Origin of the sequence: Paracoccus simplex (genome assembly GCF_042648325.1) — a bacterium.
Taxonomy (GTDB): Bacteria; Pseudomonadota; Alphaproteobacteria; order Rhodobacterales; family Rhodobacteraceae; genus Paracoccus; species Paracoccus simplex.
In genome coordinates, this window is record NZ_JBHRXE010000025.1 from 37389 (window position 1) to 62243 (window position 24855).

Below are 24855 nucleotides of genomic sequence, written 5' to 3' on the forward strand. Positions count from 1 at the left end.
TCTGTTCGCGGCGGAGGCCTGCGATGTCAAGCAGATGACAAAGCAACTAGGCGATGTTCGCCTTTCGTGCTAACGCTGGGCAAAAAGGGAACAGGCATGAAGATCATCGGCATAGACCCCGGCCTGCGGAACATGGGCTGGGGCGTGATCGCGGTCGAAGGGCCGCGCCTGCGGCATCTCGGCAACGGCATCGTCCATTCCGAAGCGGGCGAGCTGGGTCCGCGTCTCGCCACGCTGTATCGCGGGCTTTGCGCGGTGATCACCCGGCACGCCCCCGATGCGGCCGCGGTCGAACAGACCTTCGTGAACAAGGACGCCTTGGGCACGCTGAAACTGGGCCAGGCGCGCGGCATCGCCCTGCTGGCCCCGGCCGAGGCCGGGCTGGAGATCGGCGAATATGCCCCGAACGCGGTCAAGAAGGCCGTGGTCGGCGTCGGCCATGCCGCCAAGGAACAGATCCAGCACATGGTCCGCTTCATGCTGCCCGGGGTCGAGTTCGCCGGGCCGGACGCGGCGGACGCGCTGGCCGTGGCAATTTGTCACGCCCATCACCTGCAGGGCCGCGCCCTGCGCATCAAGGCAAGCGCATGAGGGTCGGGCCATGATCGGACGCATCGCCGGGGTGATCCTGCATCGGGCGCAGGACCATGTGCTGATCGACGTGCGCGGCGTGGGCTATATCGTCCATGTCAGCGAACGCACCGCCGCCAGCCTGCCCCCCGCCGGGCAGGCGACGGCGCTTTATACCGAATTGCTGGTGCGCGAGGATCTGTTGCAGCTTTTCGGCTTCCCGACGCTTCTGGAAAAGGAATGGCACCGGCTGCTGATTTCGGTGCAGGGGGTGGGGGCCAAGGTGGCGCTGGCGGTGCTGGGCACGCTGGGGCCAGACGGGCTGTCGCGGGCGCTGGCGCTTGGCGACTGGTCGGCGCTGCGCAAGGCGCCCGGCGTCGGCCCGAAACTGGCGCAGCGCGTGGTGATGGAGTTGAAGGACAAAGCCCCGGCGGTGATGGCGCTGGGCGGCGCGCTGACCGTCGATCCCGGCCCGCTGGCCGAGATCGAGCCGGTCGAGACCACCGCCGCCGCTCCGGCGCCGGCCCGGACGGCGCCGGCCTCATCGGCGCAGGCGACGGCGGATGCGCTCTCGGCGCTGGGAAATCTGGGCTATGCTCCGTCCGAGGCCGCTTCGGCGGTGGCCGAGGCGGCCGCCCGGGAACCCGAGGCACCGACCGCGGCGTTGATCCGCGCGGCCCTGCGGCTGCTGGCGCCCAAGGAGTAAGACGATGACCGGAAACCTGCGCACCTTCGTGCTGATGGCCGCCATGACGGCGCTGGTCATGGGCATGGGCTGGCTGATCGGCGGCCAGGGCGGCGCGGTGATCGCGCTGCTGGTCGCCGGCGCCGGCAACATGTTCGCCTGGTGGAACAGCGACAGGATGGTGCTGCGCCAGCAGGGCGCGCATCCGGTCACGCGCCAGCAGGCGCCCGAACTGGTCGACATGGTGGCGGCGCTGGCGCAGCGGGCCGGCCTGCCGATGCCCAAGATCTATGTGCTGGACACCGAACAGCCCAATGCCTTCGCCACCGGCCGCAACCCGGAAAACGCCGCGGTGGCGGTGACGCAGGGCATCCTGCGGGTGCTGAGCCGCGACGAGCTGGCCGGGGTGATCGCGCATGAGCTGGCCCATATCAAGCATCGCGACACGCTGACCATGACCGTGACCGCCACCATGGCCGGCGCCATCGCCATGCTGGGCAACATGCTGATGTTTTCCAGCATGTTCGGCGGCCGCGACGACAATCGCGGCGGCGGGCTGGCGGCGATCCTGGCCATGATCTTCGCGCCCATGGCCGCGGGGCTGGTGCAGATGGCGATCTCGCGCACCCGCGAATACGAGGCCGACCGCAGCGGCGCCCAGATCTGCGGCCAGCCGATGGCGCTGGCCGGGGCGCTGGCCAAGATCTCGCGCGCGGCGGGCCAAGTGGTGAACGTCCCGGCCGAGCGGAACCCGGCCTCGGCGGCGCTGTTCATCGTCAACCCGCTGCACGCGCTGCGCATGGACCGGCTGTTCGCCACCCACCCCCCGGTCGAGGATCGCATCGCCCGGCTGCAGGCCATGGCCGGCGGTCTCGCGCCCTCGCGCGTGCCGGCCTCGGGCGGGCCCGCCGGCCCCTGGGGCGCGCAATGAGCCAGCCCGACCCGATGCTGCGCCCCGAACCGCTGGCAAACGACGGCGAGGACCGGGCGCTGCGCCCGCAGATGCTGGCGGATTTCGTCGGCCAGGCCGAGGCGCGGGCGAACCTGCGCGTCTTCATCGAAAGCGCCCGCATGCGCGGCCAGGCCATGGACCACACGCTGTTCCACGGCCCCCCCGGTCTGGGCAAGACCACGCTGGCGCAGATCATGGCGCGCGAGCTGGGGGTGAACTTCAAGATGACCTCCGGGCCGGTACTGGCGCGGGCCGGCGACCTTGCGGCGATCCTGACCAATCTGGAAGCCCGCGACGTGCTGTTCATCGACGAGATCCACCGCATGAACCCGGCGGTCGAGGAGATCCTCTATCCCGCCATGGAGGATTTCGAGCTGGATCTGGTGATCGGCGAAGGCCCCGCCGCGCGCACGGTGCGCATCGAACTGCAGCCCTTCACCCTGGTCGGCGCCACCACCCGTCTCGGCCTGCTGACCACGCCGCTGCGCGACCGTTTCGGCATCCCGACCCGGCTGCAATTCTACACCATCGAGGAACTCGACCTGATCGTCACCCGCGGCGCCCGCCTGCTGGGCATCCCCTCGGAACCCGCGGGCACGCGCGAGATCGCCCGCCGGGCCCGCGGCACGCCGCGCATCGCCGGCCGCCTGCTGCGCCGGGTCATCGATTTCGCGCTGGTCGAGGGCGACGGCCGCCTGACCCGCGCCATCGCCGATTCGGCGCTGACTCGGCTCGGCGTCGATCACCTGGGCCTCGACGGCGCCGACCGCCGCTATCTGACGCTGATGGCCGAGCATTACGGCGGCGGCCCGGTCGGGGTGGAAACCCTCTCGGCCGCGCTGTCGGAAAGCCGCGACGCCATCGAGGAGGTGATCGAACCCTATCTGATGCAGCAGGGCCTGGTCGCCCGCACGCCGCGCGGCCGGACGCTGGCGCGGCTGGGCTGGCGGCACCTTGGCCTTGACGCGCCGCGCCCGCAGGAGAGCCTGTTCGATGAATGACCCCACCAACCGCATCCGCGACAGCTTCGACCGGCAGACCATGATGCAGACGCTGGGCGCCACCCTGCTGGCCGTGGCGCCGGGCAAGGTCAGCATCGCCGCACCGATCTTGCCGTCGGCACTGCAACAGCACGGCGCGGGCCATGCCGGACTGGCCTTCAGCATCGGCGATTCGGCGGCCGGCTATGCCGCGCTGTCGCTGATGCCCGAAGGCGCCGAGCTGATGACGGTCGAGATGAAGATCAACCTGATGTCGCCGGCGGTCGGGGACCGCCTGCTGGCCGAGGGGCGGGTGATCCGCCCCGGCCGCCGCATCATGGTCGTCGCCGCCGATATCTGGGCCGAAACCGGCGAGAGCCGCAAGCATGTCGCCATGCTGCAGGGCACGATGATCCCGGTCTGATGCCGCGACCTTGCGTGAGGTGACCGGGCCCCCGCGCCGGGGGCTTTGCGCCCCCGGACCCCCGCAGGGGATTGGGGGCAGCGGAGAAGCAGGCGGGCGGATGGCCGGTCACAAGCCCGGAAGGCGCGGCGGTTAGGTCTGTTCGCCGCCGGAAAGGACGCGGTCTTCCTGCGCGATGAAGTGATCCATCATCACCCGCCACAGCCGCTCGGCCAGGTCCGGGTCCAGCCCCTGTTCGGCGGCAAGGCGGCGGGCATTGGCGGCGACCTCCTCGACGCGGCTGTCGATGCGGGCGGGCAGGTTCTCGCGGGTCTTGATCCGCGCCGCCTCGTCGATCAGCGCCGAGCGTTCGGCCAGCAACGCCACCAGCCGCGTATCCAGCGCGTCGATGCGCGCCCGCAGCTCGGGCATGGCGGAGTTCGGGGGCAGTTCGGATTCGGATCGGCTCATGCCCGACCCATGCCCTGCCCGGCACGCCGGCGCAAGCCCCGGCTGTGGCGAATTTGTCGCAACCCATCGGCGGATTTCCGCCGAAACCGGAACGATCTGGCGAGAATCGGGGTTTTGCCCTGAACTGGAACCAGGGCGCGTCTCGCGCCCGTTGCGAAAGGTCATCGGATGAAAGCAGCCAGTTTCGTCATCAATGTGGGTTTCGGTCTGGGATTGGCGCTTGGCGCCGTCGCACTTCTGCTGCTCTGATTTTCGGCGCGCCGCTCGGACCGGCCCTTGGCGCCAATGCAAAACCCCCGGCCGATGGCCGGGGGTTTTCCTGTCAGGATCGCCGGTTCAGCCCTGCGGCTGCGGCGCGGCGTCCGGCGCCGGCTTGGCCGCACCCGCGCGCGGGATGGCGCTGACCGAGGGGATCGAGGAGCCCGGCGGATTCTCGTCGCCACCCAGCGCCTCGCCCCGGATCACCCGGCCGATATCCTCGCCGGTCAGGGTTTCGTATTCCAGAAGCCCCTTGGCCAGGCGCTCGAATTCCTCTTCCTTCTCGATCAGGATGCGATAGGCGTCCTGATAGCCCTGTTCGATCAGGTCATGGACCTCCTGCTCGATCAGTTCCTTGGTCGCCGCCGAGACCGAGAAGCCGCCGGTATTGCCGGAATAACCCTCATGCGCCTCGGCATAGTCGATGTTGCCGACCTTGTCGGACATGCCCCAGCGCATCACCATGGCGCGCGCAAGCTGGCTGGCCTGCTGGATGTCGCCGGCCGGACCGTTCGAGACACCTTCCTCGCCGTATTTGATGATCTCGGCCGCCTTGCCGGCCATGGTCATCGTCAGCTTCTGCTTGGCCTCGTCCTTGTGATAGTTCAGCCGGTCCATTTCCGGCAGCGACACCACCATGCCAAGCGCACCGCCGCGCGGGATGATCGTCGCCTTGTAGACCGGATCGCATTTCGGCAGGCTCAGGCCGACGATGGCGTGGCCGGCCTCGTGATAGGCGGTCTTTTCCTTCTGCTCGGGGGTCAGGACCATGCTGCGGCGCTCGACGCCCAGCATGACCTTGTCCTTGGCGTTCTCGAAATCCTCCATGGTGACGAAGCGGCGGCCGATGCGCGCGGCCATCAGCGCGGCCTCGTTCACCAGGTTCATCAGGTCGGCCCCCGAAAAGCCGGGCGTGCCGCGGGCGATGATGCGCAGGTCCACGTCCGGACCGACCGGCACCTTGCGCGAGTGCACGCCCAGGATCTTCTCACGCCCCTTGATGTCGGGGTTCGGGACATAGATCTGGCGGTCGAAGCGGCCGGGACGCAGCAGCGCCGGGTCCAGCACGTCCTTGCGGTTGGTGGCGGCGATGATGATGACGCCCTCGTTGGCGTCGAAGCCGTCCATTTCGACCAGAAGCTGGTTCAGGGTCTGCTCGCGCTCGTCATTGCCGCCGCCGATGCCGACGCCGCGGGCGCGACCGACCGCGTCGATCTCGTCGATGAAGACGATGCAGGGGGCGGATTTCTTCGCCTGCTCGAACATGTCGCGCACGCGGCTGGCGCCGACGCCCACGAACATCTCGACGAAGTCGGAACCGGAGATGGTGAAGAACGGCACCCCCGCCTCGCCGGCGATGGCGCGGGCCAGCAGGGTCTTACCGGTGCCGGGCGGGCCGACCAGCAGCGCGCCTTTCGGGATCTTGCCGCCAAGGCGGCTGAATTTCTGCGGATTGCGCAGGAATTCGACGATCTCCTCCAGCTCTTCCTTGGCCTCGTCGATGCCGGCCACGTCGTCGAAGGTGACGCGGCCATGCTTTTCAGTCAGCAGCTTGGCGCGCGACTTGCCGAAGCCCATCGCCCCGCCTTTGCCGCCGCCCTGCATCCGGTTCATGAAGAAGATCCAGACGCCGATCAGCAGGATGAAGGGCAACCAGACGCCCAGAAGCGACATGAAGCCCGACTGCTGCTGGCGCTCGACCTTGACCTCGACGCCCTTGTCGATCAGCCGGTCGGCGATTTCCTCGCCCTGCGGCCGGACGGTGGCGTATTGCTTGCCGTCCTTGTCGGTGATGCCGATATTCTCTCCGTCGATGGTGACGGACGTCACTTCATCCTTGTCCACCCGCTGGATGAAGTCCGAATAGCTGATCTGGCGGCTGTTCATCTGGGCCGATCCGTCGCTGAACAGATTGAACAGCGCCAGGATCATCAGAAACAGCACGACCCAGAAGGCGATATTGCGCGCGTTGCCCAAAGGCATGTCCTCCGCGGGTAAACAGGCTTTCGAGTGAAAATAGGGATTCCGGCGTCAGGTTCAATGCACATAGAGCAGTGCGCGGAATTCCGGCAGGCCGCGCAGGGGTTCGGCAGAGATGCCGGCGACCGGACGCAGCAGCGGCGCGGCGACAAGCCGCCCGCCCTGCCAGATTCCGGGACTGGCAGCAGCCTCGTCGCGCAGCAGGCCCGAATCGCGCCAGCCAAGGCCCGGCAGCGGCGCGTGGCCCAGCGCCCGCACCTCTTGCCCCGGCCCCAGCCCAGAGAGCCGCCAGCGGCCGTCCCAGACCGCCGGGTCGCCGCTGGCCGCCGGGCTGCGCGCGGCTGCGGCGGGTTCGCGGATCAGATGCAGCGCCCCGTCCCGCGCCTCGGCGATCGCCCCGTCCAGCGTCAGCCGCCCGCCCTTGGCCAGCGCGGCCAGCGCCTGCAGCACCGGCTCGCGCCGGGGCGGGTAATCGGCGTCGGTCACGAAGCGCAGCCCTGCGACAAGAAGTCGCCGGCGAATCTCGGGCGGTGCGGCCAGAAAGCGGGCCAGCGGCAGGAGCAGCGAACCGGCCCGGACCTCGGCCCCCTGCGAAACCTGCGCGGCGAACTCCTGCAAGGCGTCCCGTGCCATGCCGAGATTCGCCGCCGACTGGCCCAACTGTTGCAGTGGCAGACCCAGCGTCGCGATGGCCTTGCGGATGCGGACACGTTCGAAATCCGCGTTCTCGTTCGATGGGTCGTCCGCCCAGACCAGCCCGCGCGCGGTCAGCCATTGCCGCAGCTCGGCCCGGCTGGCACCCAGCATCGGCCGCAACCAGACCATGCCGCAGGCACGGCGCGTCTCGGCCATGGCCGACAACCCGTCCACCCCGGCGCCGCGGTTCAGGCGCATCAGCAGGGTCTCGGCCTGGTCGTCGAGCGTATGGCCCAGCAGCACCGCGGCCAGCCCGTGGCGACGCGCCCAATCCGCCAGCAGCCGCAAGCGCGCCTGGCGGGCAGCCGCCATCAGGTTGCCGCCGCCCGCGCGGGTCGTCCAGACCAGGGTCTCGTGCGGGATGCCGAGCACGCCGGCCGCAAGCCCGGCCTGCCGCGCCTCGGCGGCCGAGCCCGGGCGCAGCCCGTGATCGACCGTCGCCGCCCTCAGGCGGGCGCGGCCCCAACGATGGACAAGATGCATCAGTGCCGTGGAATCGCCGCCGCCCGACAGTGCGATCCCCAGCGAGGGCAGGTCTCCGGCCAGGCGGTCCAGCGCGGCATGGACGCGCGCCTCGACCGCGGCGGGGTCAGCCGCCATCCGCCAGGTCCGCGGCGGCCTCGGGGTCCAGGGCCTCTTCCGCGGCCATGCCGTCCTCCGCATCGCCGACCGAGCCTTCGATCAGCGCTTCGCAGCCGACGGCGGCCTTGCGCTTCTCCGCCTCGGCCGCCTGGGGCGAGTCCGGGAAGCGGTTGGTGATTTCCTGCAGATAGAAGCAGCCTTCCTGCGGTCCGCCCTTGGCGGACATGGCCCGCGACAGGCCCAGCAGCGCATCGGCCGCCTGCGGTCCGTCCGGATTGGCGGCGAAGCTTTCCAGCCAGGCCAGGCCGGCGCCTTCCAGATCGCCGGCGGCATCCAGCGCCGCCCCGCGCAGGAACAGCGCCTCGGCGGTCAGTGGACCACCGGCATGGGTCTTGGCGATGGCCGCAAAGAGCTGCGCAGCACGGTGAAAGTCACCTTGACCGAGCACCTCCCGGGCCCGGTCGAAATCGGCTTTTTCCGCCGCAGTGGCGGCCCCGGCCGAAGGGGTCTTGGCGGGCGCGAGCGCCCCTTGCTGATCCGAGGACGGCAGCGGCGCCGCCCCCCCTTGCTCGCCCAGCGGCGACGGCGTGGTCAGGCTGCCAAGATCGCAGCCCTCCTCCATCTCGCACAGGCGGAATTCGATGTCGCCGATGCGGGTGGTGCCGTCCTTGACGATGCGGTCGATGCGGTTCTGCAGCTGCTCGGTCTGGCCGGTCAGCTGCGCCAGCCGCGCCTCCATGGCATTCATGCGGTCGATGGCGCTGTCACCGCCCGCGGCCGCGAAGCCGGCAGGCCCCGAGGCGACGAGCTGCGCGCGCAGGTTCTGCAGATCGCTCGAAAGCTGGTTCAGCTCGGTCCGGATATCGGCCAGGGTCCGCGCGTCCTGCGCCGCGGCCGGCCAGGCGGCCAGGACGAAGCCCGCCGCCAGAACCAGTCCCCGGAAAACCCCTCCGACCATCACATGCCCACCCCGGGGCTGACCACGGTCACGGCACGGCGGTTCTTGGTGAAACACTCCTCGGTCGAGCAGATCGCCAGCGGCCGTTCCTTGCCATAGCTGACGGTGCGCAGCCGGCCGGCCGCGATGCCCTGCGAGATCAGGTATTCCTGCACCGAGTTCGCCCGCCGGGCGCCCAGGGCAAGGTTGTATTCGCGGGTCCCCTGCTCATCGGCATGGCCCTCGATCACGGCCGAGAAGCCGGCATTCTGGCTCAGCCACCCTGCCTGGTTGGCCAGGATCGCCCGCGCCTCGGGCGTCAGGGTGGACTGGTCCAGCGGGAACAGCACGGTGTCGCCGACGCTGGCCTTGAAATATTCGGCGCTGCCCGGCAGCGCGGTCGAGCCGACGCCCGACGCGCCGCCCGCCCCGGCATAAGGGTCCTGGACCTGCATGTCCTGCGCCGGCCGGGCGCAGGCCGCCAGCGCGAGAATGGCACCGACTGCGGCAATTTTCATGAAAGTTTTCATAATCCTGTCCATCTCACGCACTTCAGGGCAGCAAGGGGCCCCAATCGGGGTCCGAGGCTGCGCCATTGATCTTGACCGGGCGCATGTTGCGCCCCGTGATATCCACCGAATGCAGGCGCGGCTGGCCGTCGCCGCCCGGCGTCACCCGCGTGAACATCACGACGCGCCCATTGGGGGCCCAAGTCGGGCCCTCGTCAAGGAACGATTCCGTCAGCATTTTCTCTTCCGAACCATCGGTGCGCATGACGCCGATGTGGAATTTTCCGCCGACCTGGCGGGTAAAGGCGATCATGTCGCCGCGCGGCGACCAGACCGGGGTGCCGTAGCGCCCCTCGCCGAAGCTGATCCGCTTCGGCTCGCCGCCATTGGCGCCCATGATGTAGAGCTGCGGCGAGCCCGAGCGGTCGCTTTCAAAGACGATCTGCTTGCCGTCCGGGCTGTAGCTGGGCGAGGTCTCGATCGAGGGGGCGTTGGTCAGCGCCCGCTGCGCGCCCGAGGCCGCGTCCATCTGGTAGATGTCGCTATTGCCGTTCTGTTCCAGCGAGTAGACGATCCAGCGCCCATCCGGCGAGAAGCGGGGCGAGAAGCTCATCGTGCCCTGCTGGCCGCCGCTCAGTTGCCGCACCGAGAGCGAGTTCACGTCCATCATCATCGCCTGCGGGAAGCCGGTGGCGTAGCTGGTGTAAAGCAGCCGCGAACCGTCGGGCGAGAAGCGCGGCTTCAGCACCAGCGTGGAATCGTCGGTCAGCCATTTCACGTTGGCGCCGTCGTAATCCATGATGCCGATGCGCTTGCGGCGCGCGTCCTTGGGGCCGTTTTCCTGCACGAAGGCGACGCGGCTGTCGAAATACGGGCCCTCGCCCGTCAGCCGCGAATAGACCTGATCGGCCGCCTTGTGCGCGGCACGGCGCCAGTTGCCGGTCGAGGCGTCGAACTGCATGCCGTCGCCCAGCGGCTGGCCGGCGAAGACGTCGAACAGCCGGAACTTGACGACGACCTTGCCGCCCTCGACCCTGACGGCGCCGGTGATCAGCGCCTGGGCATTGATCGCCTTCCAATCTTCATAGGAGACCGGCGCGTCGAAACTTTCCGGCCGGGCGATATGGGCGCTGGCCGGGATCTCGCGGAACAGGCCGGTGCCGGTCAGGTCGGCGGCGATCAGGTTCTGCACCTGCTGAAGATATTCGCCGGCGCCGCCCTCGTCGTGGAATTGCGCGATGGCGAAGGGCATCGGTTCGATGACCCCGTCGGTGATCTCGATCCGCAGGGGTCCGTCCTGCGCCAGAACCGGCGCGGCCAGCCCCAGACCCGCCAGGGCCATCACGGAAGTCATCAGGAATTGTCGCAACATGAATCGCCCTCGTAAGGTCTTGGTTGCAGAATAGAGTGTCATGCGCCGGGATGCCATGTCACTTGACCCGCGCGCCCCCGCTGGCGTTGAAGTCGATGATGACATCCTTCCAGCGGTTGTATTTCTCCGGCGGCAGCTTGTAGCCGCCGCGCTCGCACATCAGGATCGCCCGACGCGCCGCCTCATAGGCCTGTTTCGCCGCCGCATCCGAACCGCCGTCATGGCCGATCATGCGCAGCGAGCCTTTTTCCACCGAGCCGTCCGGCGCCATCGCGAACTGCACCGAAACCGTGGTGCGGCTGGCCTCGGTCGAAAGCGAGCCGCGGTTCCAGCATTGCTCGACCGCGACGCGGAAGCCGTCCTTCTCGCCCTGGCTCAGCGGCGGGCCGCTGGCAGCCGCACCGCCGCCGCCCGACCCGGCCGAGCCCTCGTCCTTCATCGCCTCTTCCAGCGCGGCCTGCTTGGCGGCCTCGGCCTTGCGCTCGGCCTCGGCCTGTTTGCGGGCCTTGGCCTCGGCGGCGGCCTTCTCGGCCGCCTTCTTCTTCTCGGCCGCAGCCTTTTCTGCGGCGGCCTTTTCCTCGGCCTCCTTGCGGGCCTTGGCCTCGGCCGCCTTCTTCTCGGCCGCCTTCTTCTCGGCGGCAGCCTTTTCCGCGGCGGCCTTTTCGGCCGCCTTCTCGGCGGCGGCCAGGCGTTCGGCCTCAGCCTTCTTCTCGGCGGCCTTCTTCTCGGCGGCGCGGCGTTCCGCAGCGGCCGTTTCCTTTTCGGTCGCCTCGGCCTCGGCCTGGCGGCGTGCGCGTTCCCTGGCCTCCGAAGCGCGGCGGGCGGCTTCGGCATCCTCGGCCTGGCGCGCCGCTTCGCGGCGTTCCTCCTTCGCGCGCTCCTCGGCGGCGCGGCGGGCGGCGTCCTTCTGTGCCTTCTCGGCGGCGGCCTGCTCGGCGGCGGCCTCATCGGCCTGACGGGCCAGGGCGATTTCGCGCTGGCGCGCTGCCTCGGCCGCCTGCCGCCGGGCCTGCACCGCCTCGGCCAGCCCCTCGGGCCGGCCGTGCGGGCGGGCGGAATCAACCGGCGCCAAGGTCGAGCGCTGCGGGATCGGCGCCGGGGATTGCGGCTGCGCCGGGTTGCGCGCCGGATCAGGCCGGTCACTGGTCTGCGGCAATGCCGCCAGTTCGACCGAATTCTCGGGCTGCGACGGCTGCGGTGCGTCGGTCACCACGGCCACCGGCCGGTCGGGCGTCTGGAAATCCGACAGGTCCGGACGCGCCTCGGGCCGGTCCGAGGGCTGGGTCAGCTCGGCCGCCTGCCCGTCCGGCGCGGGAGGGCTGGTGGCCTCGACCTCGCCCAGCCGGTTCTCGTCAGCGGGCGGGCGCGGCTGCGCCGGGGTGGTGGCGGCGGAATCCGACACCGGGCCGCGCCCGGCGGCCGCGGCAGCCAGTGACTGGAACTCCGCCTCGGACATGGTCGCGACCTCGGCCATGCGCACGGCCTCCAGCGGCTGCGGCCGGAACAGCGCGCCGCCGACCAGCGCCGCCCCCAGCAGCCCGGCATGAGCAACGCCCGAGACCCAGAAACCGATGCGTTCCGCCCGATCCATGGCTTCAGCCATCCGCGCCTGCGTCCATCCGCGGCCCGCCAGCCTCGGTCACCAGGACGATGTTGTTGAAACCGGCCGCGTTCAGCGCTCCCATCACCTCCATGATCCGCGCATAGGGGATCGAGCCGTCGGCGCGCAGGTAGATCTTGTCGCTCTGCCGCTCGGCGGCGACGGCGCGCAGCCGGGTGACCAGCTGATCCTCGGGCACCTCGCTGGTCATGACCAGGATCGGCCCTTCGGGCGTGACCGAGACGCTCAGCGGCTCCTCGGGTTCGGCGGGCACGGCCTGGGCGGCGGTCTTGGGCAGTTCCAGCGGCACGCCCACGGTCAGAAGCGGCGCCGCCACCATGAAGATGATCAGCAGCACCAGCATCACGTCCACGAAGGGCGTGACGTTGATCTCGGCCATCGGCTGGCTGCGGGCGCGGCCCTTGCCGCGGCTTGTGCGTTTGACGACCCCGGCCCCCATCTTATTCGTCGTCCAGCTGGCGCGACAGGATGGTCGAGAACTCGTCGGCGAAGCTTTCGTAGCCGCCGGTGATGCGGTCGGCATCGGCGCTGAGCTTGTTGTAGAAGATCACCGCCGGAATCGCCGCCAGCAGGCCAAGCGCGGTTGCCACCAGCGCCTCGGCGATGCCCGGCGCCACCACGGCCAGCGAGGTGTTCTGCGAAATGGCGATCTCCTCGAAGGCGGTCTTGATGCCCCAGACGGTGCCGAACAGGCCGATGAAGGGCGCGGTCGAGCCCACCGTAGCCAGGAAGGGCAGGCCGCGGGTCAACCGGTCGTTCTCGCGATTGATGGTGACGTTCATGGCGCGGTCGATGCGCGCGGTCACGCCGGCGATCAGGTTGCCGTCGTCGCGGTGGCTGCGCCGCCACTCGGTCATGCCCGAGGCAAAGATGCGCTCGGCCGGACCCGAGGGGGTTTCGCCGATGCGATCGTAAAGATCGTCCAACGGCTGGCCCGACCAGAAGGCGCGGTCGAACCGGTCGGCCTCGCGCCGGGCGGCGTTGAAGGCGATGAATTTCTGGATGATGATCGCCCAGGCCCAGAATGAGGCCAGGATCAGGATCACCATGACGATCTGGACGGTCAGCGAGGCGCGCGCAAACAGCGCGATCAGCGAGAAATCGACCGGCTGCCCGGTTCCGGCGAGTTGTTCCATGAATTTAGGCCTGTCCTTTGGGCCGCTGCGGCGCGGCTTCTGCCAGCGCAACTAGCAGATCGGCCCAGGGGGAAAAACCCTGGTGACGTCAATTCTGCGTCAGCGCCCCGCGATGGCCGCTTCCTGCAGCCGCGCCGCCACCGCGCCCGGAATCCGCGCCGGCCGCCCCGAGGCGGCCAGGCAGGCGACGGTGACGCAGGCCCGGAACAGCGCCTGCCCGCCGCGCAGGACGCATTGGTCCAGGACGATGCGCGCCGGGCTCAGCGTCCGCAGCACGGTCTCGACCTCCAGCAGGTCATCGAAGCGGGCGGGGGCCAGGTAATCCGCCTCGACCCGCCGCACGGCAAAGACGAAGCCCTGGCGCTGCAGCGCGCCCTGGTCGACGTCCAGCAGGCGCAGCCATTCCGAACGCCCGCGCTCGATGAATTTCAGGTAGTTGGCATAATAGACGATCCCCGCCAGGTCGGTGTCCTCGTAATAGACGCGGATCGGAAACCTGTGCATGACAGCCTCGCTGGTTCGCAAACTGGGCCGCCGCGCTCAGGACAGCCGCGCCGCCAGACGCAGCGCATGCGCGGCATCGGTGGCGACCGCCGGCATGACCGGATCATAGGCGGCGCGGATCAGCCGCGCCAGCTCGGCCGAGGGCACAACGTCGCGCGCAAAGGTCAGCATGGCGCGCACCGCCAGGGTCTCGGCCAGTTGGCCGGGATGGGAATCGGCCAGCGCCCCGCCCATGTTGACGAAGGTCAGGCAGGCGCGGATCGCCCCGTCGGCGTCGAAACGGAACAGCCGGTACTGGTCTGCCGACCCCGCCTTCAGACGCTCGGGCAAGCCCGACTGGCCGGTCAGCCGGTCAAGGTCGGGCAGCCCGCCCAGCTCGTCCCAATCCCGCACGAAGAAGGTCATCAGATTCGCACCCATCTCGGGATCGGTCTCGGCCATGGGCTGGCCGGCATGGGTCAGCACCGCCCGCAGGGCCTCGCGAAAGATCGGCAGGCTCTCGTCGGCCAGACCGAAGACGACCGGCGCCACCGGCCGCCCCCAGCGCGCGCACAGATAGCGGCCGTCGCGGGTAAACAGCGCCTCGATGGCCTGAGGATCGAACGCCATCCGGTCTTTCTCCGTTTTGCAAATACCCTCGGGGGTGAATTGCGGCAAAGCCGCAAGAGGGGGCGGACAGCCCCCTCCCTTCGCGGGCGTCACCCGACGATGGTCGCCTCGGTCGCGGCGCGCAGCTCGTCCTCGCTGACGCCGTCCGCCAGCTCGACGATCTTCAGCCCGCCCTCGACCACATCCAGCACGCCCAGATTGGTGATGATGCGATTGACCACCTTCTGCCCGGTCAGCGGCAGCGTGCAGGCCTTCAGCACCTTCGATTCGCCATGCTTCGAGCTGTGGTCCATCACCACCACCACCCGGCCGACACCGGCGACCAGATCCATCGCCCCGCCCATGCCCTTCACGAGCTTGCCCGGGATCATCCAGTTCGCCAGGTCGCCGTTCTCGGCCACCTCCATCGCCCCCAGGATCGCCATGGCGATCTTGCCGCCGCGGATCATCGCGAAGCTCTCGGCGCTGTCGAAATAGGCGGTCTGCGGCAGCTCGGTCACCGTCTGCTTGCCGGCGTTGATCAGGTCCGGGTCCTCCTCGCCCTCGAACGGAAACGGCCCGATGCCCAGCATGCCGTTTTCCGATTGCAGCGTCACATGCACCCCCTCGGGGATGTAGTTCGCCACCAGCGTCGGAATGCCGATGCCGAGGTTCACATACCAGCCGTCCTGCAGCTCCCGCGCGGCCCGCGCCGCCATCCGGTTGCGGTCCCAGCCCTTGATTTCGGCGGCCATCACGCGGTCTCCTTCTTGCGAGTGGTGCGCTGCTCGATGCGCTTCTCGTGCTGCCCCTGGAACAGGCGGTGGACATAGATCCCCGGCAGGTGGATGCCGTCGGGGTCGAGGCTGCCGGTCGGCACGATCTCCTCGACCTCGCAGACGCAGATCCGGCCGCATTTCGCCGCCGGCACGTTGAAGTTGCGCGCGGTCTTGCGGAACACCACATTGCCCGACTCGTCCGCCTTCCAGCCCTTGACGATCGCCAGGTCCGCGACGATGCCGCGTTCCAGGATATAGGTCTCGCCGTCGAAATCCTTGTGGTCCTTGCCCTCGGCGATCACCGTGCCGACCCCGGTTTTCGTGTAGAACCCCGGGATGCCGGCGCCGCCGGCCCGCATGCGCTCGGCCAGGGTGCCCTGCGGGTTGAACTCCAGCTCCAGCTCGCCCGAGAGATACTGCCGCATGAACTCGGCGTTCTCGCCGACATAGGAGGAGACCATCTTGCGGATCTGCCGGGTGTCGAGCAGCTTGCCCAAGCCGAAGCCGTCGACGCCGCAATTGTTGCTGACCACCGTCAGCTCCTTGGTCCCCGCCTTCAGGATCGCCTCGATCAGCAGCTCGGGGATGCCGCAAAGCCCGAAGCCCCCGGCCGCGATCAGCATCCCGTCCGTCAGCAGGCCGTCAAGAGCAGACTCGGCGCTCGCATAGACCTTCTTCATGCAACCCTCTCCCCGTGTTGGACGCGCCAGTTGTGGACACAATCCAAAACCGAGTCAACGCGCCGGGAACCCGTTAGCGCGACCAGGAATTTTGTTGCGAAAGGAGAATGCGATGCCTGCGATTTCCATTCGCCGCGCCTATGATCCCGCCGCCCCGGACGAGGGTCACCGGGTGCTGGTCGACCGGCTCTGGCCACGCGGCCTCAGCCGCGAGGCGCTTGGGGCGGATCTCTGGCTGCGCGAGATCGCCCCCTCGGACGACTTGCGGCACTGGTTCGGCCATGACCCCGCGAAATGGGACGAGTTCCGCCGCCGCTACGCGGCCGAACTCGACGCCAACCCGGATCCGGTGCGCGCATTGCGCCAACTGGCCAGGAAAGGCCCCGTCACCCTGCTTTACGCAGCCCATGACCAGCAGCACAACAACGCGGTGGCGCTGCGCGACTATCTCGCTCAATAGCCCAGCGTCGCCGCATCCGGCCGGCGCGGGTCCGAGGCGCCGTAAAGCGTCCCCGTCTCCGGGTCGCGCATGATCGACTGGGTCGAGCCCATCGCCTCCTTGACCGCGACGGTGTGGCCCTTGGCCTGCAGGATGCGGACGGTATCCAGGCCGATCCCCTCCTCGACCCGCAGCTCGTCGGGCAGCCACTGGTGATGGACGCGCGGCGCCGTCGAGGCCTCGGCGACGTTCATGCCGTGGTCGATCATGTTCATCACCACCTGCAAGACCGTGGTGATGATCCGCGCCCCGCCGGGCGAGCCGGTGACCAGCCAGACCTTGCCATCCTTCAGCACCATGGTCGGCGTCATCGACGACAGCGGCCGCTTGCCCGGCTCGACCGCATTGGCATCGCCGCCGACCAGGCCAAAGGCATTGGGCACGCCGGGCTTGGCCGAGAAATCGTCCATCTCGTTGTTCATCAACACGCCGGTGCCCGCCGCCACCAGCCCCGATCCGTAGCTGAGATTGATGGTATAGGTGTTCGAGACCGCGTTGCCCTGCTTGTCCACCACCGAGAAATGCGTGGTCTGGTCGGATTCATAGGGCGCCAGGTCCGCCGGCCTGATCATCACCGAGGGCGTGGCGAAATCGGCGCTGATCTTGCGGCGCATCTCGACCGCGTAATCCTTGCTGGTCAGCGCCGCGACCGGCACATCGACGAAATCGGGATCGCCCAGATATTCCGAGCGGTCGGCATAGGCCAGCTTCATCGCCTCGGCCATCAGATGGATGGTCTCGCCGGAATTCTGCCCCAGCGCCCCGACCGGATAGCCCTCCAGCGCGTTCAGGATCTGGATCAGGTGCACCCCGCCCGAGGAGGGCGGCGGCATCGAGACGATGTCATAGCCGCGATAGCTGCCCAGCACCGGCTGGCGTTCCACGGGCTTGTAGGCGGCCATGTCCTCGACGGTGATCAGCCCGCCCGCCCCCTGCACCGCCTTGGCGATGGCCTCGGCCACCTCGCCCTTGTAGAAGCCGTCCGGCCCTTCGGCGGCGATCTTCTTCAGCGTCTTCGCCAGATCGGCCTGCACCAGCCGGTCGCCGGGCCGGTAAGCCGCGCCGCCCTCCTTGAAGAAGATCGCGGCGCTCGAGGGGAACTTCTCCAGATGCTCGCGCCCGGCCTCGATGCTGTCGGCCAGCTCCGGGGTGACGGTGATGCCCTCCTCGGCCAGCCGGATCGCCGGGGCGATGACCTCGGCCCAGTCCATGCTGCCGTATCTGTCCAGCGCCAGCTTCATCCCCGCCACGGTTCCCGGCACACCCGAGGCTGCGCCGCTGTAAAGCGACTTCTCGCTGTCGGCCTCGCCCGCCGCGTCCAGGAACATGTCGCGCGAGGCGCCTTTGGGGGCCATCTCGCGATAGTCGATGGCATGGGTCTGGCCGGTCTCGGCATCATGCACCAGCATGAAACCGCCGCCGCCGATATTGCCGGCGCGCGGCAGGGTGACGGCCAGGGCAAAAGCCACCGCCACGCCCGCATCGACCGCATTCCCGCCCCTGGCCATGATGTCGCGGCCGATCTCGGCCGCCAGCCGCTCCTGCGCCGAGACCATGCCGCTTTCCGCCCAGACCGGATGAATCCGGTCCATCGCGTCGAAGATCGCAGCCTCCTGCGCAGCCGCAGGCAGCCCGACGCAGCCGGCCAGCATGACAGCCGACACCCGGCCCATTCCGACGATTCGATCTTTCATGGCGCCCTCCGCTCAACCCTTGCGGGTCGAGCCTAGCAGCAGAACGGCCCGGATCAACACGCGAAAGCCGCGGCGTCGCGCCAGCGTCCCGGTTGCTTCATGGGTATTTATGAAACGGTGAAACGCGCAGCGCCTGATTTTCAGCGCAGCCGCGCGTTTCACCGTTTCCCAAATACCCAGATTCCGACCGCGCGGCCGGGCGCCTCACCCGGCCTTCTTCGCCTTGGCCGCCGCCGGCTTCTTGGCGGCCGTCTTCTTTTCGGCGGGCTTCTTTTCGGCGGGCTTCTTCGCCGCCGGCTTCTTCGCCGGTTTCTTGCCGGTTTTCGCGGCTTTCTCGGCGATCAGCTCCAGGGCGCGCTCCAGCGTCACCGCGCCGGGCTCCAGGTCGCGGGGCAGCGTCGCATTGACCTTGCCCCATTTGACATAAGGCCCGTAGCGGCCGCTCATCACCTGCACCGGGCCGCCGTCCGGATGCTCGCCCAGCTCCGCCAGCGGCGCGGCGGCAGCCGCCCTGCCGCGCACCTGTTTCGAGGCCAGCACCTCGACCGCGCGGTTCATGCCGATGGTGAAGACCTCGTCCACATCCGGCAGGTTGGCGTATTTCGCGCCATGCTTCACATAGGGGCCGTAGCGGCCGATGCCGGCCTCGACCGGCACGCCGTCCTCGGGATGCGGGCCGATTTCGCGCGGCAGCGCCAAGAGCGCCAGCGCCCGTTCCAGATCGACCGAGGCCAGCTCCCAGCCCTTGGGGATCGAGGCGCGCGGCGGCTTCGGCTGTTCGGCCGTCGCCTCGCCGCGCTGGACATAGGGGCCGAAGCGGCCGTTCTTCAGGCTGATCTCGTCGCCCTGGTCGACGCCCAGCACGGTGTCGCCCACCACCTCGGCATCGGGCGAGGAAATCGGCCGGGTAAAGCGGCAATCGGGATAGGTCGAGCAGCCGATGAAGGCCCCGCCCGAACGCGCCGTCTTCAGATGCAGCCGCCCCTTGTGACACAGCGGGCATTCGCGCGGGTCCGAACCGTCGGGCCGCGGCGGATAGAGATGCGGCGCCAGGGCCTCGTCGATCGCCTCCAGCACCTCGGTGATGCGCAGCTCGCTGGTGCCCTCCAGCGCTATGCTGAAATCCCGCCAGAACCGGCGCAGCACTTCGCGATAGGCGCGCTCGCCCGAGGAGATGTCGTCGAGTTCCCCTTCCAGATTGGCGGTGAAATCGTAGCTGACATAGCGCGGGAAGTATTTCTGCAGGAAGATGGTGACCAGCCGGCCCTTGTCCTCGGGGATCAGGCGGTTCTGCTCCTTGCGGACATAGTCGCGGTCCTGGATCGTGCCGATGATCGAGGCATAGGTCGAGGGCCGGCCGATCCCCAGCTCTTCCATGCGCTTGACCAGCGTCGCCTCGGTATAACGGGGCGGCGCCTGGGTGAAATGCTGTTCGGGGGTGACGGCGCGCTTCTCGGCCGCCTCGCCTTCGTGAATCAGCGGCAGGCGGCGGCTGTCCTCGTCCTCCTCGTCGTCGCGGCCCTGGTCGTAGACCCGCAGGAAGCCGTCGAACAGCATCACCTGGCCATTGGCGCGCAAGCCCATCTGGCCGTCGGCTGAAGCGAGCTCGACCGTGGTGCGCTCCATCCGGGCGGATTCCATCTGGCTGGCCAGGGTCCGCTTCCAGATCAGGTCGTAAAGCGCCTTCTGGTCCTTGTCCGAAACCGGCAGCCGGTCCGGCGACAGCATCATGTCGGTCGGCCGGATGCATTCATGCGCTTCCTGCGCGTTCTTGGCCTTGTTCTTGTACATGCGCGGCGACTTGGGCAGGTATTCCGCCCCGAACCGCGCCTTGATCGCGTCGCGGGCCGCCATCACCGCCTCGGGGGCCATGTCGATGCCGTCGGTCCGCATATAGGTGATGTAGCCCGCCTCGTAGAGCCGCTGCGCCGCCGACATGCAGGCCCGCGCCCCAAGGCCCAGCTTGCGGCTGGCCTCCTGCTGCAGGGTCGAGGTCATGAAGGGCGGCCAGGGGTTGCGGCTTGCCGGCTTGGCGGCGACCGAGGCGACCCTGAGGTCGCGCGAGGTGATCGCCGCCACGGCCAGCTTTGCCTGCTCCGCGGTGGCAATGTCGAAGCGTTCCAGCTTCTTGCCGCCGAACACGGTCATGGCCGCGTCGTATTCGTCACCGCGCGGCGTCGCCAGCCGGGCGTGGACCGACCAGTATTCGCGGGCCTTGAAGGCCTCGATCTCCATCTCGCGGTCGACGATGATGCGCAAGGCGACCGACTGCACCCGGCCGGCAGACTTGGCGCCGGGCAGCTTGCGCCACAGCACCGGCGACAGGTTGAAGCCGACCAGATAGTCCAGCGCCCGGCGGGCCAGATAGGCGTCGACCAGCGGCTGGTCGATCTGGCGCGGATTGGCCATCGCCTCGGTCACCGCCGATTTGGTGATGGCGTTGAAGGTGACGCGGCTGACCTCGGCGCCCTTCTTCAGCGCCGGCGCCAAGGTCTCCAGCAGATGCCAGGAGATCGCTTCGCCCTCGCGGTCGGGGTCGGTGGCCAGGATCAGGTTCGGGTCGGCGGCCAGCGCATCCTTGATCGCCTTGACGTGCTTTCTGGAATCCGAGGCGACTTCCCATTTCATGGCGAAATCCGCCTCGGGATCGACGCTGCCATCCTTGGGCGGCAGGTCGCGCACATGCCCGAACGAGGCCAGAACCGTATAGTCGTCGCCCAGGTATTTGTTGATCGTTTTGGCCTTGGCCGGAGATTCAACGACGACGACGGGCATGAAAATTCCTTCGCTTGATTCGGCGCCGGAACATGGGCGTCGCCCGGCGGACTGTCAACGCCGGGCTTTCACCGTTTCGCAAATACCCCAGGGGGTCCGGGGGTGTGAAACCCCCGGCAGCAGCCTCAGATCCCGTCGCCGACGAAGGCCTTTTCGACCACGAATTCCTTGGGATCGCTGTTGGCGCCCTCGCGCAGGCCGAAGCCTTCCAGCACCGCCTTCACATCCGTGTTGAAGGCCAGGCTGCCGCAGATCATGGCGCGGTCATTTGCCGCATCCATGGCCGGCAGGTTCAGGTCGGCGAACACCTTGCCCGAGGTCAGGTTGTCGGTGATCCGGCCCATGAGGGGCGATTCCTCGCGCGTGGTGGTCGGGTAGTAAAGCAGCCGGCTGGCGAATTCCTCGCCGTAAAGCTCGCCCAGCAGCGGGTCGTGGCGCAGGTTCTCGACCAGTTCGCGGCCATAGGCCAGCTCGTCGGCGGTGCGGCAGGTATGCATCATCACCACCTGCTCGTAACGCTCATAGGTCTCGGGATCGCGCATCAGGCTGGCAAAGGGCGCGATGCCGGTGCCGGTGGCCAGGAACCACATGCGCTTGCCGGGCAGAAGCGCGTCCAGAACCAGCGTGCCCACCGGCTTCGGGCGCAGGATGATCTGGTCGCCCGGCTGGATGTTCTGCAGCCGCGAGGTCAGCGGCCCGTCCGGCACCTTGATCGAATAGAATTCCAGTTCCTCGTCCCAGTTGGGCGAAGCGATGGAATAGGCGCGCAGGATCGGCTTGCCGTTGTCGTCGGGCAGGCCGATCATCACGAACTCGCCCGAGCGGAACCGCAGGCTGGCCGGGCGCGTCACGCGGAACGAGAACAGCCGGTCGGTCCAATGCCGGACCGAGGTCACGGTCTGCGCATCGGGCAGCGTCTTGGCGGGTTTGGCGGCAATGTCCACAGAAAGATCCAGCGTCATGTTCGGGGTCCCGAATATCTAATCCATGCAAGGAGGGGGCGAAACCCCAAGTTTCAGCCGGCAAGCCGCGACCGATGGTCCCAGTCCTGCCAGTCGGCGCGGAACAGCCACTGCTCCTGCGGCTGGCGCTCGGCCAGGGCGGCGGGGATGCGCACCTCGTCGAAGCCGACGCGGCGGGCCATGGCATATTGGTCCGAGATCAGCTTGCCCACGGCGCGCAGCCGGCCCTTGTAGCCGCGGTCGCGCAGCAGCCGGGCCAGCGAGAAGCCGCGCCCGTCTGTCATCGCGGGAAAGTCGATGGCCAGCAGCTCGTGCTCCAGATGGTCGCCCAGGGTGGCGGGATCGGTATCCGGCGCCAGGATGACCGGCTCGGCCCCGTCGTCGGGGTGGAAGCCGTCATCGCGGACAAGGAAGAAATCGCTCATGCATTCGCTCCTGTGCGGACCATGCGCCCGCCGATGAAATGGATGCCGCATTCGGTCTTCTGGCTGCCGCGCCAGCGGCCGGCACGCGGATCCTCGCCCGGCTTGATGGGCGAGGTGCAGGGCGCGCAGCCGATCGAGGCATAACCCTTGGCGACCAGCGGGTGGCGCGGCAGGTTGTTCTCGGCCATGTAGTCCTGGACATCCTGCGGGCGCCAATGCGCCAGCGGGTTGATGCGCAGCCGCGACGGCGGCTCGGATTCGAAGAATTCCAGCTGCTGGCGCTCGCCGCCCTGGAAGCGCTTGCGGCCGGTGATCCAGGCGTCGAATTTCGACAGCTCGCGCTCCAGCGGAACCGTCTTGCGGAAATCGCAGCAGGCGTCGGTGTTGAACTGGTGCAACGTGCCGTCCGGGTCGTTCAGCGCCACCTCGCGCTCGGTGGCGCGGATCACCCGCACATCGGTCAGGCCCAGCTTGCGCGTGACCTCGAGCTGATAGTCCAGCGTCTCCTGGAACAGCATCATCGTGTCGATGAACAGCACCGGCGTTCCCGGCGCCACCACCGAGACCATGTGCAGCAGCACCACCGATTCCGCCCCGAAGCTCGAGACCAGCGTGGTCGAGCCCAGGTCGGGATCGTTCAGGGCCCGCCGCAGCACCTCGGTCGCGGCGTGGTGGCGATAGCGGTCGTTCAGCCGCGCCGCGCGGGCATCCAGCGTCTGATCAAGCATCGGCCGGATACAGCGCCGCCTTGAACGGAGCCACTCCCAACCGGCGATAGGCGTCGATGAAGCGCTCTTCGGGCGATTCGCGCAGTTCCAGATAGGCATCGACCAGCCGGTCGATGGCCGGCACCACCTCCTCCGCCGGGAAGCCGGCGCCGGCGCGCTGGCCCAGCGTCGGGATTTCGTAGCCGTCGCCGCCCAGCGTGATCTGGTAGTTCTCGACCCCGGCCCGGTCCAGGCCCAGGATGCCGATATGGCCCAGATGGTGATGGCCGCAGGCGTTGATGCAGCCCGAGATGCGGATCTTCATCTCGCCGATCTCGTCCTCGAGCCCGCGGGCGCGGAAATGCGCGGCGATGTCCTGCGCGATCGGGATCGAGCGCGCGGTGGCCAGCGTGCAATAGTCCATCCCGGGGCAAGAGATGATGTCGGTGATCTTGCCGAAATTCGCCGTGGCGAGCCCGGCCCCGCGCAGCGCGGCATAAAGCTCGGGCAGGTCGGCCTTGCGCACATGCGGCAGCACCAGGTTCTGGTCGTGGTTCACCCGGATGTCGCCATGCGCCAACCGCTCGGCCAGGTCGGCGACCAGCCGCATCTGGTCGGCGGTCATGTCGCCCGGCGTGGCGCCCGGCGCCTTCAGGGTGACGATGGCGCTGGCATAGCCGGGAATGCGGTGCGGGTGCAGGTTGGTATCGGTCCAGGACCGGAAAGCGCCGTTCGCCGCGCGCTCGGCCTCGTAGCCCTCGACCGGGGCGTCCAGGAAGGCGGGCGGGGCGAACCGCTCGCGCAGCCCGCTCACGATCTCCTGGTCGAGACCCGAGAACTGCTTGCGGCGGCGCAGGAATTCGGCCTCGATATCGGCCCGCATGGTGTCGAGCCCGCGCTCGGCCACGGTGATCTTGATCCGGGCTTTCCACTTGTTGTCGCGCCGGCCGGTCAGGTTATAGACCGACAGGATCGCTTCCAGATAGGGCAGCAGGTCCGCCTGCGGCAGGAACTCGCGCACCACCTGGCCCAGATAGGGCGTGCGGCCCAGACCGCCGCCGATCCAGACCTGGAAGCCGCGCGCGCCGTCCTGCTCGACGATGCGCAACCCGATGTCATAGGCCGAGACCGCCGAGCGGTCCTGCTTGCCGGCCGAGACCGAGATCTTGAACTTGCGCGGCAGGAACTGGAACTCGGCATGGTCGGTGGACCAGATGCGGATCAGCTCGGCCCAGGGGCGCGGATCCTCCAGCTCGTCATCGGCGGCGCCGGCGAAGGCGTCGGCATTGACGTTGCGGATGGTGTTGCCCGAGGTCTGGATGCTGTGGATGCCGACCGAGTTCAGCGCATCCATCGAATCCGGGATATCGACCAGCTTGTGCCAGTGGAACTGGATGTTGGTGCGGGTGGTGAAATGGCCATAGCCGCGGTCCCAGCGCTCGGCCACATGGCCCAGCATGCGCAGCTGGTCCGGGGTCAGCGCGCCATAGGGGATCGCCACCCGGTACATGTAGGAATGCAGCTGCAGATAGACGCCGTTCTTCAGCCGCAGCGGTCGGAATTCCTCTTCGGTCAGGCTGCCGTCCAGGCGGCGTTCGACCTGCTGGCGGAACTGCTGGGCGCGGTGGCGCAGGTATTCGCGATGCTGGTCATTGTGCTGGGGACGCGCGTCAAACATTGCTGGCCTCGAATGCGGCTTGCTCGAAATGGCGGTGGGTCGGGCCGCTGCGGCGGAACGCCTCGCGGAAATGGGCCGGCTCGGGGCGGCCGTCGGCGCCGCGCTTCGCTTCGATCAGATAGGGGCCGACGACAAGATGGGCTTGGGAGGTCGCGTCGAGCAGCGCCAGCTCGGCGATGGCCTCGTCCTCGAACAGCTCGGCCTCGCGCGGGTCGGCGGTCCACTGGCCGTCACGCATCCACACGCAATGGCCCATGCGCAGGTCATTCGCCGTGATGACGCCGGGGGTCGCGGGGGATGGGATGAAGCCCTTGGACATGGCTGTGCCTTTCGTTTTCCGTGCTCTATATATAGAAAAAATTCCCCCATATTGACGAGTGGGGCGGAAAAATAAGAAACATGTCCTGCAGAT

Annotated in this window: 26 protein-coding genes; 6 read left to right on the forward strand and 20 right to left on the reverse strand. The window is 68.5% G+C overall.

Annotation, left to right across the window (positions count from 1 at the left end; all coding sequences use genetic code 11):
- The first annotated feature begins 96 nt into the window (after window positions 1-96).
- The 5 genes from ruvC to ACFOMP_RS10415 are packed head-to-tail and all read left to right on the forward strand — an operon-like array spanning window position 97 to window position 3611.
- Window positions 97-591, forward strand: a complete 495-nt coding sequence (gene ruvC, locus ACFOMP_RS10395; RefSeq protein ID WP_289894373.1) for a crossover junction endodeoxyribonuclease RuvC — start codon at window positions 97-99, stop codon at window positions 589-591.
- A gap of 10 nt (window positions 592-601) precedes the next feature.
- Window positions 602-1276, forward strand: coding sequence for a Holliday junction branch migration protein RuvA (gene ruvA / locus ACFOMP_RS10400; RefSeq protein WP_379030146.1), 675 nt, complete (start codon window positions 602-604; stop codon window positions 1274-1276).
- Between the two features lie 4 nt (window positions 1277-1280).
- Window positions 1281-2186, forward strand: a complete 906-nt coding sequence (gene htpX / locus ACFOMP_RS10405; protein ID WP_379030149.1) for a zinc metalloprotease HtpX — start codon at window positions 1281-1283, stop codon at window positions 2184-2186.
- On the forward strand, window positions 2183-3208 hold the full coding sequence (gene ruvB / locus ACFOMP_RS10410; protein WP_379030152.1) for a Holliday junction branch migration DNA helicase RuvB: 1026 nt from the start codon (window positions 2183-2185) through the stop codon (window positions 3206-3208). Before htpX ends, ruvB begins: the two co-directional genes overlap by 4 nt.
- A complete protein-coding gene (locus ACFOMP_RS10415; RefSeq protein ID WP_379030155.1) occupies window positions 3201-3611 on the forward strand; it encodes a PaaI family thioesterase in 411 nt (136 codons plus the stop codon). The genes ruvB and ACFOMP_RS10415 overlap by 8 nt, the downstream gene beginning before the upstream one ends.
- 132 nt (window positions 3612-3743) lie before the next feature.
- Here the strand turns inward: ACFOMP_RS10415 and ACFOMP_RS10420 are convergent, their stop codons facing one another.
- The 13 genes from ACFOMP_RS10420 to ACFOMP_RS10480 form a co-directional block, all read right to left on the reverse strand.
- The gene (locus ACFOMP_RS10420; RefSeq protein ID WP_289894378.1) at window positions 3744-4061 is read right to left on the reverse strand and encodes a chorismate mutase; all 318 of its coding nucleotides are present in this window, start codon (window positions 4059-4061) and stop codon (window positions 3744-3746) included.
- 336 nt (window positions 4062-4397) lie between these two features.
- The gene (gene ftsH, locus ACFOMP_RS10425) at window positions 4398-6296 is read right to left on the reverse strand and encodes an ATP-dependent zinc metalloprotease FtsH (protein ID WP_379030206.1); all 1899 of its coding nucleotides are present in this window, start codon (window positions 6294-6296) and stop codon (window positions 4398-4400) included.
- Between the two features lie 60 nt (window positions 6297-6356).
- The gene (gene tilS, locus ACFOMP_RS10430) at window positions 6357-7595 is read right to left on the reverse strand and encodes a tRNA lysidine(34) synthetase TilS (protein WP_379030158.1); all 1239 of its coding nucleotides are present in this window, start codon (window positions 7593-7595) and stop codon (window positions 6357-6359) included.
- A complete protein-coding gene (locus tag ACFOMP_RS10435) occupies window positions 7585-8535 on the reverse strand; it encodes a tetratricopeptide repeat protein (RefSeq protein WP_379030161.1) in 951 nt (316 codons plus the stop codon). Before ACFOMP_RS10435 ends, tilS begins: the two co-directional genes overlap by 11 nt.
- Complete coding sequence (gene pal / locus ACFOMP_RS10440; RefSeq protein ID WP_379030164.1) at window positions 8535-9044, reverse strand: peptidoglycan-associated lipoprotein Pal; 510 nt, start codon at window positions 9042-9044, stop codon at window positions 8535-8537. The genes ACFOMP_RS10435 and pal overlap by 1 nt, the downstream gene beginning before the upstream one ends.
- A gap of 22 nt (window positions 9045-9066) precedes the next feature.
- Window positions 9067-10377 (reverse strand): Tol-Pal system beta propeller repeat protein TolB, encoded by a 1311-nt coding sequence (gene tolB / locus ACFOMP_RS10445; RefSeq protein WP_379030209.1) that lies wholly within the window; start codon window positions 10375-10377, stop codon window positions 9067-9069.
- A gap of 76 nt (window positions 10378-10453) precedes the next feature.
- The gene (locus tag ACFOMP_RS10450; protein ID WP_289894383.1) at window positions 10454-11998 is read right to left on the reverse strand and encodes a protein TolA; all 1545 of its coding nucleotides are present in this window, start codon (window positions 11996-11998) and stop codon (window positions 10454-10456) included.
- Complete coding sequence (locus tag ACFOMP_RS10455; protein WP_289894384.1) at window positions 11991-12455, reverse strand: ExbD/TolR family protein; 465 nt, start codon at window positions 12453-12455, stop codon at window positions 11991-11993. Before ACFOMP_RS10455 ends, ACFOMP_RS10450 begins: the two co-directional genes overlap by 8 nt.
- A 1-nt stretch (window position 12456) precedes the next feature.
- Window positions 12457-13152, reverse strand: a complete 696-nt coding sequence (tolQ, locus tag ACFOMP_RS10460) for a protein TolQ (RefSeq protein WP_289894385.1) — start codon at window positions 13150-13152, stop codon at window positions 12457-12459.
- 99 nt (window positions 13153-13251) lie between these two features.
- Window positions 13252-13656, reverse strand: coding sequence for a tol-pal system-associated acyl-CoA thioesterase (gene ybgC / locus ACFOMP_RS10465; RefSeq protein WP_379030169.1), 405 nt, complete (start codon window positions 13654-13656; stop codon window positions 13252-13254).
- A 36-nt stretch (window positions 13657-13692) separates the two neighbouring features.
- A complete protein-coding gene (locus tag ACFOMP_RS10470; protein WP_379030172.1) occupies window positions 13693-14265 on the reverse strand; it encodes a hypothetical protein in 573 nt (190 codons plus the stop codon).
- An 89-nt stretch (window positions 14266-14354) separates the two neighbouring features.
- Complete coding sequence (locus ACFOMP_RS10475) at window positions 14355-14999, reverse strand: 3-oxoacid CoA-transferase subunit B (protein ID WP_379030175.1); 645 nt, start codon at window positions 14997-14999, stop codon at window positions 14355-14357.
- Window positions 14999-15703, reverse strand: coding sequence for a CoA transferase subunit A (locus ACFOMP_RS10480; protein ID WP_379030178.1), 705 nt, complete (start codon window positions 15701-15703; stop codon window positions 14999-15001). The genes ACFOMP_RS10475 and ACFOMP_RS10480 overlap by 1 nt, the downstream gene beginning before the upstream one ends.
- A gap of 112 nt (window positions 15704-15815) precedes the next feature.
- On the opposite strand from ACFOMP_RS10480, the gene ACFOMP_RS10485 reads away from it, so the two are divergent.
- Window positions 15816-16163 (forward strand): DUF488 domain-containing protein, encoded by a 348-nt coding sequence (locus ACFOMP_RS10485; protein WP_019352972.1) that lies wholly within the window; start codon window positions 15816-15818, stop codon window positions 16161-16163.
- Here ACFOMP_RS10485 and ggt read toward each other — a convergent pair.
- The 7 genes from ggt to ACFOMP_RS10520 form a co-directional block, all read right to left on the reverse strand.
- Entirely contained in the window at window positions 16157-17896 is a 1740-nt protein-coding gene (gene ggt / locus ACFOMP_RS10490) for a gamma-glutamyltransferase (protein ID WP_289894390.1), read from the reverse strand. The genes ACFOMP_RS10485 and ggt overlap by 7 nt on opposite strands.
- A gap of 204 nt (window positions 17897-18100) precedes the next feature.
- The gene (topA, locus tag ACFOMP_RS10495) at window positions 18101-20671 is read right to left on the reverse strand and encodes a type I DNA topoisomerase (protein WP_379030181.1); all 2571 of its coding nucleotides are present in this window, start codon (window positions 20669-20671) and stop codon (window positions 18101-18103) included.
- A gap of 125 nt (window positions 20672-20796) precedes the next feature.
- Window positions 20797-21633, reverse strand: coding sequence for a ferredoxin--NADP reductase (locus ACFOMP_RS10500; protein WP_019352185.1), 837 nt, complete (start codon window positions 21631-21633; stop codon window positions 20797-20799).
- Between the two features lie 53 nt (window positions 21634-21686).
- Window positions 21687-22058, reverse strand: coding sequence for a DUF934 domain-containing protein (locus ACFOMP_RS10505; protein ID WP_289894392.1), 372 nt, complete (start codon window positions 22056-22058; stop codon window positions 21687-21689).
- Entirely contained in the window at window positions 22055-22786 is a 732-nt protein-coding gene (locus tag ACFOMP_RS10510) for a phosphoadenylyl-sulfate reductase (protein ID WP_289894393.1), read from the reverse strand. Before ACFOMP_RS10510 ends, ACFOMP_RS10505 begins: the two co-directional genes overlap by 4 nt.
- On the reverse strand, window positions 22779-24443 hold the full coding sequence (locus ACFOMP_RS10515) for a nitrite/sulfite reductase (protein ID WP_379030186.1): 1665 nt from the start codon (window positions 24441-24443) through the stop codon (window positions 22779-22781). The genes ACFOMP_RS10510 and ACFOMP_RS10515 overlap by 8 nt, the downstream gene beginning before the upstream one ends.
- Window positions 24436-24762 (reverse strand): DUF2849 domain-containing protein, encoded by a 327-nt coding sequence (locus ACFOMP_RS10520; RefSeq protein WP_289894395.1) that lies wholly within the window; start codon window positions 24760-24762, stop codon window positions 24436-24438. The genes ACFOMP_RS10515 and ACFOMP_RS10520 overlap by 8 nt, the downstream gene beginning before the upstream one ends.
- Window positions 24763-24855: the final 93 nt, after the last annotated feature.